The sequence below is a fragment of the Olivibacter jilunii genome (genome assembly GCF_900607235.1).
Lineage (GTDB): Bacteria > Bacteroidota > Bacteroidia > Sphingobacteriales > Sphingobacteriaceae > Olivibacter > Olivibacter oleidegradans.
On sequence record NZ_LR027849.1, the window covers coordinates 243199 to 255840 of the forward strand.

Annotated in this window: 7 protein-coding genes; all 7 read left to right on the forward strand. The window is 40.6% G+C overall.

All coding sequences use genetic code 11. The features are described 5' to 3' along the window. Nucleotides 1–67 precede the first annotated feature (67 nt). Nucleotides 68–1687, forward strand: coding sequence for a RagB/SusD family nutrient uptake outer membrane protein (locus E0E36_RS07075; RefSeq protein WP_130855346.1), 1620 nt, complete (start codon nucleotides 68–70; stop codon nucleotides 1685–1687). Between the two features lie 569 nt (nucleotides 1688–2256). After that, nucleotides 2257–3978 (forward strand): DUF4979 domain-containing protein, encoded by a 1722-nt coding sequence (locus E0E36_RS07080; RefSeq protein ID WP_130855347.1) that lies wholly within the window; start codon nucleotides 2257–2259, stop codon nucleotides 3976–3978. A 195-nt stretch (nucleotides 3979–4173) separates the two neighbouring features. Then, nucleotides 4174–5871: a GH39 family glycosyl hydrolase gene (locus E0E36_RS07085; protein WP_130855348.1), complete on the forward strand. Its 1698-nt coding sequence runs from the start codon at nucleotides 4174–4176 to the stop codon at nucleotides 5869–5871. A 495-nt stretch (nucleotides 5872–6366) separates the two neighbouring features. Beyond that, nucleotides 6367–8250, forward strand: a complete 1884-nt coding sequence (locus tag E0E36_RS07090) for a sensor histidine kinase (RefSeq protein WP_165446934.1) — start codon at nucleotides 6367–6369, stop codon at nucleotides 8248–8250. 259 nt (nucleotides 8251–8509) lie between these two features. Then, nucleotides 8510–9430 (forward strand): ROK family protein, encoded by a 921-nt coding sequence (locus tag E0E36_RS07095; RefSeq protein WP_130855350.1) that lies wholly within the window; start codon nucleotides 8510–8512, stop codon nucleotides 9428–9430. Nucleotides 9431–9441: 11 nt separating this feature from the next. Continuing rightward, nucleotides 9442–10758, forward strand: a complete 1317-nt coding sequence (locus tag E0E36_RS07100) for a sugar porter family MFS transporter (protein WP_130855351.1) — start codon at nucleotides 9442–9444, stop codon at nucleotides 10756–10758. 318 nt (nucleotides 10759–11076) lie between these two features. Next, entirely contained in the window at nucleotides 11077–12519 is a 1443-nt protein-coding gene (locus E0E36_RS07105; protein WP_242627156.1) for a sialate O-acetylesterase, read from the forward strand. Nucleotides 12520–12642 lie beyond the last annotated feature (123 nt).

The following is a 12642-nucleotide window of genomic DNA, read 5'->3' on the forward strand; positions in this document are numbered from 1 at the left end:
GTAATATTGACACACGGGGCAGTCATTATTTACTCGAGCTCTCATCAGCCATTAAAAAATAATAAAGATGAAAATAAAGATATTCTTAATCGGTTTAATGCTATCATCATTGATCATAAACCTTTCCTGTACGAAGTTGAAAGACGATGCTTACGACCGGGTTATCGCAGATGAATTTGTGGCGTCTGGTGACGATCTAATTGCGCTAATAGGATCCGCTTATGTTCCATGGCGACATACCATGCTTCTATGGAATGGTGTCGTTCGAGCGCAAATGCTTACCGCTGATCAGGACGTATTACCCGCCCGACCCAATGGCTGGGTAGATGGTGGTGTTTATAAACGTTTACATCAGCATAAATGGACTTCTGAAGATGAGGTGGTGCGGAATTGCTGGGAACGAACATATGTAGGTGTGAATAGTTGTAATCGCATAATTTATCAGATCGAATCGGGGGCTATTGAAGTTCCAGATACCCGCGAACAAATATTGGCGGAGTTAAAGGTGCTACGTGCTTCCTATTATTATTTATTATGCGATCTCTATGGTAATGTACCTATTGTAACCCAATTTGACGTGCCGGAAGGCTATTTGCCAGAACAGAACACGCGACAGGAAGTGTATGATTTCATTATTTCAGAGATAACAGGAAATATCGATCAGTTGAGCGAAACGGTAGGTGGTAATTTTTATGGCCGTTTTAATAAGTGGGCTGCATACAGCTTGTTGGCTAAGGTATACCTGAATGCCGAAGTGTATACCGGTACAGGAAACTATGATGCTTGTATTGAAGCGTGCAACCGCATTATAGAGGCGAATAAATATGCTTTGGAGGGAAATCAATCTAATGTATTTGCTACACATAATGAAAGCTCTGTTGAAATTATTATGGCACTGGCATTTGACGAAAATTATGTGAGCGATTGGAATGCTTTCGATTTTCATATGTATACGTTACAGCCTGCAAATCAGGCAACGTACAATTTCACAGCTACCCCCTGGGGAGGAGTTTGTGTAACGCCTCAATATATTAATTCTTTTGATCCGGATGACAATCGCTTAGTCACTAATTTTATACAGGGACAGCAATATTCGTCTACAGGTGCCGCATTGAATTGCACAATGGGAGCCTTTGCCGGGCGGCCTCTTGCTTATATCAATGAGGTGCCAAGTATGGACGAATCACAAGAGGTGCATGGGTTACGCTGGGGTAAGTTTGAGTACGCCCAGGGAATAACGAATCGATTGAGTAACGATTGGCCACTGTTTAGGTATGCGGATGTCCTGTTAATGAAAGCAGAATCGCTTTTGCGAACCGGCCGACAGGATGAAGCGGCGACCCTTGTAACAGAGGTAAGGGCCCGTAATTTTAAAGCAAGCCCGGAGAAGGCCAAAGTAACCGGCGCCCAACTCTTGCAGGGAAGCGCTTATGACTATGGTAGGCGAGATAATAATGCGAATACACATGAAGGCGGTGCTGATATTCAATATGGAAGATTTTTAGATGAACTGGCCTGGGAGTTTACACAAGAGGGACGCCGTAGGCAAGATATGATTCGCTTTAATGTATTTACGAAGAAATCTTGGTTTTCGCACGATCCAAGCGCGGATTATAGAAAACTATTTCCTATTCCAAATTCTGAGTTACTGACTAATAGTAAGCTTAAACAGAACCCAGGGTATTGAGGTGTTTTGCATAGTTAAATAGGATTAGCGGCAGTTGCACTAGTAGGCATTTGCGGTTGTTTTTTGCAAAAGAAACAACAAAGCTGTCTGCAGGTTACTGTCGCTATTACGAATGAAATAAAGAATTCTTTAAAATAAATCGATCGCCTATTGCCTATAGACTCTTATTAGTAATAATAACCGCTTTACTGCGGCACCGACAAAAGTTGGCTGCCGGCAGCTAAAAGCTAATACTAATAACCTAGTGCCTAAGGCCCTAAAACCAAAGCCTAACCTTTAGATACGCTATTTAATCTACTAAGTTATTCTATCATATTCCTTAAGATTCTTATCATGATTTTATAGGAATTTATCTCGTATTGTGTTGATTAATAGTTTTTTGTGCTGTTTTGTTTTTAAGATTAAGTTGGTTCTGCTTCCGTTCTTCAATTGCCTGAACCGGTTTAGATTACTAGTTTTGATGAAACCATTATAAAAAAACGGCGGTAAGCGTGCACTATTTTAGCGTGTCATAATTGGGTTTGGTGTTTTACTTGCTACCACAGAAATTATAAACTTAATCGGATTAGATGATGAAAAACATGTACTTTAAAAGTGTACTTGTCGTTCTTGCAAGTATTTTCTTATTGTTGTCTTGTAAAAAAGTTTTACATCCTGTCAACCCGGGTGCAGAAGAGCATTTAGATGGTTATTTTTTTGACGATTTCGGCAAATTGGATAGTTTGACATGGCGCACGCCAACCAATGGTGCCACCGTAGCCCTATTGAATGGTGCCATGCAGGTAACAATGTCCGGAACCACAAAATTTAGAGGCGATATACAGCGCGTTGGCGGAGCGGTACTTAATATTAGCAACTATCCTATAATTGCCGTTAAAATGGCAAAACCGCCTAAAAGTAATTTTTTTTTCGATACGAATCTCGGTGCTTTTGATAACCGTAATAACAACCATACAGTTATCAAAATGGCTTCCGGTAATGTTTATTATTGGGATCTGAGCAAAGGAAAACTCGGCAGCAACGCACTGCCCCTTGACAGCAACATTAACTTATCGCTCTTCCAATTTAAGGTAGCGGATGTTGAATTAACTGCTGCCCAATTGGCTAACCGGCAACTTGACTATCCGGTTTATTGGGTGGGTACTTTTAAATCCGTCGAAGACCTTCGTCAAAAGGTTGGTGCGCCAAACCCTGCTCCATTTCAATTCACAGCACCGTTCAAACATCCGGGTATGTTACATACAATGGCGGATTTAAATCATATTCGTTCCTTAGTTGCCGACCAAAAGCCAAATGCTTATGCATGCTATCAGTTGTTGGCCGCTAATGGCCGTTCCTCAGCTTCCTTTAATATGGCGGGGCCCTTTACAAAACTTACAAGAGATGCAAGTCAAACCGTTGACGGGATAGGAGGAGGCGCGGTGAAATCGCGAGTAGAAAATGATTTCCTGGCTGCTTATTACAATGCCTTGATGTGGAATATTACGGGTAATGTCGCTAATGCACAAAAATCGATTGAAATTATTGATGCTTACGCTTCCACTACCACCGGTATCATCGGTGGCGATGCTGAGTTGAACGGCCTTTATGGCTTCATTTTAGCAAATGCTGCCGAAATCATGCGATCGACTTATCCACAGTGGCCCACAGCCTCTATCCAGCGTTGTGGTACTATGCTAAAGCAGATATTTTATCCGACTTTACAGAATTTCAGACCCTATGCCCATGGCAACTGGGATATTATTTGTATGAAGGCATTGATGGCCATTGCCATCTTTACCGAAGATCGGGAAATGATAAATCGAGTTGTTACTTACTTTTATCATGGTGAGGGCAATGGAAGTATCGACAATTATGTAGTATCTACCGCCGGACAACTGCAAGAAAGCAATCGAGACCAACCGCATACCATGCTGGCGCTCGGATCATTAGCTGAACTTGCTGAAATGGCTTATCACCAAGGAATAGATTTATACAAGGCTTCTAATAATGCTCTTATGAGAGGTTATGAATATACAGCCAATTATAACTTGGGAAATGAGGTGCCTTACGTGCTTTGGTATGACTACGGGGAAAGAAATTATCAAGATTACACACCAGAGGCCATATCTCCAAAGAATAGAGGAAATTTCCGATCTGTATTTGAAATTGCATTCAATCACTACGTACACAGAAAAGGCTTGGCAATGCCCTTTACTTCTCAGGTACTACAGGACCTGCGGCCGGAAGGGGCCCCATTTGGAGCCGATCACCCAGGCTATGGAACCTTGCTTTTCAATAGGTGGGAATAAAAGAGTGTACGAATAGCTATTAAACTATTTAACATATTTTCCATCAATCTACGTCCATACAGAGGTGCTTTGACGGAACTAATAAATTTATAAGCTGGATAAAGTTTGGAATGTTATTACATTTATTCAACTTTATTGAATAATAAAATATACCAATTTTATAAATGATTTTTCAACCACTTATAAATCATAGATATGCGAAACACATTTAGCTATTTACTTCTTGTTTTTTTTGCAATTGTATCCACAAATGCAAAAGCCCGGCAAACTTCAACTACTAATAACCTCATCAAAGTAGATCTTCAAAAAAAGATAGCTCCGATGAAACCGATATGGGCCTGGTTTGGATACGATGAACCTAATTATACTTATATGAAAGATGGCAAAAAGCTTCTTTCTGAACTGGCTGATTTAAGTCCGGTTCCGGTATATGTCCGTACACACAGCTTATTGGTAAGTGGCGATGGAACCGCTGCTTTAAAATGGGGCTCAACGAATGCGTATACCGAAGATGCAAATGGGAAGCCTGTTTATGATTGGAAAATTATTGACAGTATTTTTGATACGTATATTCAGAGAGGAATGAAACCCTTGGCTCAAATAGGTTTTATGCCCGAAGATTTATCATCAAATAATCCAAAACCTTATCGACATCGTTGGAAGCCCGGTGATCCTTATACCGATATTATTACCGGGTGGGCCTATCCTCCAAAAGATTACAATAAATGGCGAGAACTGGTTTACCAATGGGTAAAACATGCCGTGGAGCGATATGGAAAAGAGGAGGTAGAAACGTGGTATTGGGAGGTATGGAACGAACCTAATGGCCATTATTGGATGGCTAGTCAGGATGAGTTCTTTAAGCTTTATGATTATGCGGCGGATGGTGTTAAACGCGCACTGCCAACTGCTAAAATTGGAGGACCTAATATCGCGGGCACTTCGAGTAAAGGTGCTATGGAATGGATGAATAATTTTATAAAGCACTGCATTTCCGGTACCAATTACGCCACGGGAAAAAAGGGATCACCCTTGGAAGCCTTGCTTTTTCATGCTAAAGGTTCACCCAAGCAGGTAGACGGGAAGGTCGTGATGAACATGTCGCCACAAATGCGTGATATTGCTGCGGGTTTCCGCATAGCGTCTTCTTATCCTGAAACAAAACATTTGCCGCTTATTATCGGTGAATCAGATCCTGAAGGATGTGCAGCATGTGGTATGGCAACGAACCCTGAAAATGCTTACCGAAATGGCACCATGTATTCGAGCTATACTGCCGCTTCCTTCGCAAGGAAGTATTTGTTAGCTGATGATGCAAAAGTGAATTTTCTGGGCGCGGTATCTTGGTCTTTTGAATTTGAAAATCAACCTTGGTTCTACGGCTTCCGTGATTTGGCAACCAATGGAGTTGATAAACCGGTACTGAATGTTTTCAGAATGTTTGGTATGATGAAAGGCGATCGTATATCAGTAGAGAGTAATCGAATGTATCCACTTGAAACGGTACTTGATTCCAGTGTGCGTGGACCAAAAACGGATATTGGCGCATTGGCTACTAAAGATGGAAAATCAGCAGCGGTGATGGTTTGGAATTATCACGATGCCGATGAACAGGGGCCTGCCGAAATTGTGAATGTAGTTTTAGCGCATATACCAGCTAAGGATGCCACGCTCCATCTGTATCTTATTGACGACGAGAATAGTAATTCTTACGAAGTTTGGAAAAAAATGGGCTCACCGCAAAAGCCAAGTCAACAGCAAATCTCAACGCTTGAGCAAGCGGGTAAACTAAAGTGCATTTTGGAAAAAAGAATAGATATAAACGCGGGCAAAGCCCTTGTGCCTTTGTCGTTAAAACGACAAGCGGTAGCGCTTATTAAACTGGACTGGTGAGGCTGTTTTTAATCATTACTGCATAGCGTAGATGAAGAATATTTTATGACGGAGATGGTTTGATCAAATAAGCTTAACTTTTTATTTTACGCTTGTTAATAATTGGATGTTTAGTGAAAAACGAAATAAAAGTCCTAAAGAGCATGTTTTAACATCTTTAGCTGTGGGCGACCGCATCAGGATACTAAGGATGAATCAGCGGAGAACCTTGCAGGACGTGGCGGATGGCTCAGGACTTTCCAAAAGCATGATCTAAAAATTGAAAATAACAAGGCTATTCCTTCATCTCTATGTTAAAGGCGAATCCACCAACGGGAGTTTACTTTAAGGAAATTCCATTTTCGGTAAATTTTAAATATTTTTAACGATTGTAATCAATTTTAATTTGCCGATATGCTTCGCAACCTGTTTTGTTTAATCTTTTTTCTAAACTACCTAACTGTATGTCTGGCACAAGTGCCACTTGATCATAGTAAATATAGGGACAGTTTAAATATGGTTTTGAAAGGCACCGCGTCTGATAGTGTTAAAGCACGAACAAGTTTTCTTTTAGCTGAATATTGGTCCGCTAAGGATACAATCAAAGCAAAGCGATACCTTGAACAAGGAACGCAATTGAGCCGTAACTACCCTTATCTACAGGGAATACGTTATTATTTTGAAGGTTCTTTTGAAGAAGAAAGGAAAAAAAGTGAGGACATTTATTTAAAAGCGGACGACGCTTTACGCAAATATACAGGTCGGGATGTTTATTTATTTCGATCAAAAATTTGGCGGAAGATTGGTTTGTGGAAACAATTGGATGATGACGAAAAGGCTTTCACCGATATTTTAGTAAATAAAGCCATTCCGTTTGCCCAAAAGTCCGGCGACTATTCGCTGGTTGGTGATAATTACCTGGCAATGGGGATTGTTTTCAAAAATAAACGGCAACTGGAGAAATCTGAAAAATACTGCTTGAAGGCGATTGAGACATTAAAGGATGCACACGCTGAGCCCGGATTATTGGCGAAAGCCTACGTTACTAATGCTGAAAATTATGTTTTTCTGGAAAAGTACCCGAAGGCAAAAGCGATGCTGGATAGCGCACGTGTTTTACTCGCTCCTTTTCCCGAGTCTGAACATTTTCTGCGCTATTATATGATAGAAGGAATGTACTTTACCGTAGTTAGAGCCCCTGTTAAAGCGCTGAAAAGTTTGGATAAAGGAATCGGATTAGCAAAAAAGCTAAACATGACCTATGACGAGCAGAGTTTGGTGTTCCAAAAATTTTATGTCTACTATGAAAACGGAGACTATCAACGAGCAAAAGAAGTACTTCATCAGCTATTAAATCGAAAGGAATTGATGTCACTTGCCGTAAATAGATTGCAAATTTATGAAGGATTGGCGGAAACGAATGTAAGGTTGAAAGATATGTCTTCTGCTTATAACTGGTTAAAGCAATATAGTGTTTTGAGTGATAGTTTGAATGCGAGTAAACTGAAAAATGATATACACGAACTGGAAGTCAAGTTTAGAAATGCAGAGAACGAAAAGAAAATCAGCGAATTGAAAGCGGAGAATGATCGAACTGTACTGGAAGCCCGTAACAATCGTCTCTTTAACTGGCTATTAGGAGCTTTAAGTCTGGTATTATTGTTAGCTTCCTTTTTCTCGTTATGGTATTACCGGAATAATAAAAAGTTGTCGGAACAAAAGGAACTAAATTATCGACAGCAATTAAAGGAAGCCGAACAACAACGACAGCTTGAGTATAGTTCAGCCTTATTAGAAGGAGAAGAGAAGGAACGTCGACGTTTAGCACGTGATTTGCATGATGGTTTAGGCGGCTTGCTTGCCAATGTAAAGATCAATCTTTCGGGTTTGGAGTCGAGAGCTGAAACCAATGTAATTGTAGAGGATTTAGGCGGCATCATTAATCAGGTTGATGGTTCACTGACAGAATTGCGCCGTATAGCCCATAATATGATGCCTATGGCGCTTATCAAATTTGGTTTAGAGATCGCGTTGGAAGATCTTTGTGATTTCTTTAGAAACGAGGTAACCTACATAAGTTTTCAGGCATTTGCTATACAAAAGGATATACCTGAACAGGTACAAGTGAGTATTTACAGGATAATACAAGAGTTATTGACAAATGCTGTACGTCATGGAAGGGCTAGCCAAATTGTGTTGCAATGTAGTCAAAATGAAAATCGCTTTTTCATTACCATGGAAGATAATGGCAGGGGTTTCGATAAAAGTATATTGAAAACTAAGAAAGGTATCGGCCTGAACAATATGGAGAGTAGAGTGTCCTTTTTGAAAGGAAATCTAGAGATTGATTCAGCAATAAACGAGGGAACTACCGTGAATATAGAATTATCTATACGCTAATTAGCGACCTCGTTATTCTTTTTTCTGAACTTTAAAATGCTTAGCAAAGGTTACCCTGTGTTTTCTGATAAATCCTGATAGATTAGAGCAATTGCCGTTAGAAAATATAGCCTACCTCGAACTCCAATTTACGTTAGAGAACCGTTAGACTCCATTAGATGAATAATAAGATTGAACTCAGAATTAGCATGCGATTATCAATAATATGATTAAATTAGAATGCCAATTTTGGCTTAGCAGATAAAAAATAATTGTAAAGATGCGAAATAAGCCTTATTCATCTATTGAGAACATTGTCATCGCTGCAGATATTGGTGGTTCACATATCACGGTTGCTCCCATCGATATTTCTTTGTCACAAACGGTTTCAGAAGAAACGTTTCGCGTGCGTGTAAATAGTAAGGGAACTCGTGAGGAAATTTTGGATGCTTGGTTAAATGCGTTGGAGACAGCTTTTTCCTCCTTTGATGAACGTCCTGATAAATTAGCCTTAGCGATGCCAGGTCCATTTGATTATGAAAATGGTATTTCCTTTATACGAGGGTTCGATAAATATGAGAGCTTATATGATATCAACATAAAAGAAGAATTAGCAAATACATTAAATTTATCTCATAAGCACGTTTTGTTTAGAAACGATGCAGAAGCTTTTCTGCACGGTGAAGTAGCGACGGGTTTAGTAGAGATGAATAATCGTGTTTTAGGCCTCACATTAGGCACAGGCATGGGAACAGCGTTTAGTCATGTTGGAAAGACCACCGATTTGAACTTGGGAAGTATGACCTACGAAACAAGTATTGCAGATGATTTTTTTACAACGCGTTGGTTTGTAAAACGTTATGAGGCATTAAGCGGAAATAAGGTTGCAAATGTCGAGGCGCTTAGCGAGTTGGTTGAAAAAGATCGGGCAGTGGAAGTACTATTTGAAGAATATGCGGACGGGTTAAGCAGTTTCCTTGCCGATCATATTGCCGGTTTAAAGATTGATACCTTGGTTTTTGGCGGCAATATTTCAAAAGCGAGCCGACTTTTTTTGCCTCAATTTTCTGCAAGGTTAGCCAGTCTCGGCGCTACACCTACCATCAAAATGGCTCAACAAGGGGAACAATCGGCAATGATCGGAGCGGCATTTTTATTTAAGGAAATCGAAGGTTTATATGCACATAAAATAATAGCTTAAAAAAGACGATTATGACTTATCCTACACGTATTGCATTGATTGCAGCTTTAGGGGGCTTCTTGTTTGGTTTTGAAACAGCGGTCATTTCGGGAGCAGAGAGAACAATACAAGAATTTTGGAAGCTTGATGCTTTTTGGCTCGGATTTACAGTTGCGGCCAGTTTGATTGGGACGGTTTTCGGTTCTCTGATCATAGGTTCTCCTGCTCAAAAATACGGAAGAAAGAAAGTACTCATCGGTATTGCTTTATTGTATTTGCTTTCTGCAATTGGTTGTTCAATTGCTCAACAATGGATATTGTTTGTTCTTTTCCGTTTTTTAGGAGGAATTGCTGTGGGAGCGTCCTCTGTGGTAGGACCCATGTACATTGCCGAAATTTCCCCTGCACGAAGTCGCGGTCGACTAGCCGGGATGTTTCAACTTAATATTGTAGGTGGTATACTGATCGCCTACTTGACGAATTATCTACTATCAAATACTGGTGATGACAACGCTTGGCGCTATATGCTTGGTATTATGGCTGTACCGGCCGTGTTATTTTTTGTTTTACTTCAGCTGATTCCCGAAAGTCCGAGATGGTTGGTATTGAATGACCGGGATGAAGAGGCAGAGCAGATCTTCGTTCGACTTGGCGAAAAAGGCGCGTCGCAACTTATCCGTGAGGAGCATCGTTTGGCAAGTGGCGGTACACGCGAAACACTCTTCAACGGCAAGTATAATAAACCCATACTTTATGCCATTTTGCTTGCTATGTTTAATCAGCTCTCCGGCATTAATGCTATTCTGTATTATGCGCCGCGAATTTTTGAAATGGCTGGCTTCAATAAAGCGGATGCCTTTCAACAGTCAGTTTATATCGGGCTCGCTAATTTTCTATTTACAGCGTTGGCCATGACTGTCATCGATCGTTTTGGGAGAAAACGTCTACTGTTGACAGGAACGGTAGGTATGGTCGTGTTTTTAATCTTAACTGCCATCTCGTTCAGTGATCCGGAAGCAGCTGATAAGCATGTTATTGTCTACTTAATTGGATTTATTGCTTTTTTTGCCTTTTCGCAGGGAGCTGTTATCTGGGTATTTATTTCCGAAATCTTTCCGAATTCAGTGCGTTCACAAGGTGGGTCGCTCGGAAGCTTTACCCATTGGATTATGGCCGCTATTATTTCTTGGGTATTTCCCATCATTGTGGAAGGTAGTGCTATGGGAGGCTTTTATTCCTTTGTTTTCTACGGCGCCATGATGTTCTTGTCCTTCTTATTTATCTGGCGGGTTATGCCGGAGACAAAAGGGAAAAGCTTAGAACAGATCCAGAAGGAATTGGGGATTTGATAGGTTTTGAGTAACGATGTTGTTGGCAGTTCAATTAGCAGAATGCTTTAAGGGATATAGTTTGAAGCTGATCTTAGTCAAGGTGACAACTATTATTTGTGTTTCAAAGGTAGGAACTAGGAAGGGCCAAAGGTGCCGCAAACGGTTCATATTAAACTCACCAATGTTTTCTGAGTAAGGGGGCGTCATATATTAAAAGCGGTTGATTGGATTTCGATTTTATGAAAGAAGCATCACGCAATCTTTAAAAGACCGAGGTTTTCATTTTTTTGCAAAAAACTATTATCTTCGATTGTTATCCTCTTATACAATCTGGAAATGTTAAAACACCTTCTTATCAAACGAATGCTGCAACGGACGCTTCTATTGCTGTCAGGTTGCTTTTTAAGTACACTCGCTTTTGCTGAGATTTCGGTCAACAGCTTGTTTAGTGATCATATGGTACTTCAACAAGGCACAACTGTCCCTGTTTGGGGTACATCAACCAAGACGGGGCGGGTGACTGTGCGATTCAACGGACAGGAGCTTAAGTCTAAGGTTTCCAATGGCAAATGGATGGTGAAGCTTAAACCCATGGCTGTTTCCAAGGAACCCTTAACCATGGAAGTTTTTGCCGAAGACACTATACGTATTCATGATGTATTAATTGGTGAGGTGTGGCTTTGCAGTGGGCAATCTAATATGGAACGGCAACTTGGTCCACGTCCACCGCAAAAGCCTATACTTGGTTGGGAAGCAGAGCGAGATCGGGCTAATTATCCCTTAATCCGTCAATTTTATGTGCCGCTGAAGTATGCAGAAACACAACAAGATGATGTTGATGGAAAATGGAAAGTATGCAGTCCAAACACGGTAGTAGACTTTTCCGCTGTCGGCTATTTCTTCGCAGCGGATTTATATAAGCAGCTTGAAGTACCCATAGGAATTTTATTTTCTGCCTTTGGCGGAACACCTGCTGAAGATTGGACAAGTAGGGCAGCTTTGGAGCGTAATCCGGAACTAAATGAGTTGGTTAAAAATTATGTTGAAACCATGAATGTCGGCTATCATCCAAAGGGGCAGTGTGTTTCGGGCTTATATAATGGCATGATCCATCCGCTGCTTCCCTTTGCAATTAAGGGTGTCGCTTGGTATCAGGGAGAATCTAATAATAATCGGGCAGAGCAATATGAAATGGTGCTCACGAATATGATAAAAAATTGGCGCACCGATTTTAATCAAGGTGATTTTCCCTTTTTAATTGTTCAGATTGCACCACATAAAGATATGAAGCCCGAATTAAGGGATGCGCAACGTATGGTAGTAGCACAAGTACCTAATACGGCATTGATTGTAACTACCGATTGTGGAGATGCGATGGATATACATCCGACCAATAAAAAGCCCGTAGGTGAACGTTTGGCACTTGCCGCCCATGCCCTCGCTTACCATGGCAAGGAGGAGTATCAGGGACCTATGTATAGTGCGTACAAAATAAAAGCTGATAAACTATACTTAACATTTAAGCATATTGGAAAAGGACTGGTAAGCCTTCCTCAAGAAGAGAAATTAAAGGGATTTGAACTTGCCGGAGCCGACGGCGTGTATTACCCTGCGATGGCTTCTATCGAAGATACTACGATCGTGTTAAGTAGCGATCGGGTAAAAAAGCCAAAGCAGGCCCGTTATGGTTGGGCAAATGTGCCTGATGTAAACTTTTATAATAAAGACGGTTTGCCGGCATCTCCGTTTATTACCGAAGATGTTAATGAGAAAAATTAGCTCTTTGTTTCCCGACCGCCATTTTAAATTGGTTGATAAATAGAAAACTTATTAAAAAATGCTATCTTGTCTTAGCCTAAATCAATTTTCTTTGGGGTGTCGCAACTAACAACCTTGATTACA

Coding starts and splice junctions, on each gene's coding strand:
- E0E36_RS07075 (WP_130855346.1), top strand. CDS start 68: ATGAAAATAAAGATATTCTTAATCGGTTTAATGCTATCATCATTGATC.
- E0E36_RS07080 (WP_130855347.1), top strand. CDS start 2,257: ATGATGAAAAACATGTACTTTAAAAGTGTACTTGTCGTTCTTGCAAGT.
- E0E36_RS07085 (WP_130855348.1), top strand. CDS start 4,174: ATGCGAAACACATTTAGCTATTTACTTCTTGTTTTTTTTGCAATTGTA.
- E0E36_RS07090 (WP_165446934.1), top strand. CDS start 6,367: ATGGTTTTGAAAGGCACCGCGTCTGATAGTGTTAAAGCACGAACAAGT.
- E0E36_RS07095 (WP_130855350.1), top strand. CDS start 8,510: ATGCGAAATAAGCCTTATTCATCTATTGAGAACATTGTCATCGCTGCA.
- E0E36_RS07100 (WP_130855351.1), top strand. CDS start 9,442: ATGACTTATCCTACACGTATTGCATTGATTGCAGCTTTAGGGGGCTTC.
- E0E36_RS07105 (WP_242627156.1), top strand. CDS start 11,077: ATGTTAAAACACCTTCTTATCAAACGAATGCTGCAACGGACGCTTCTA.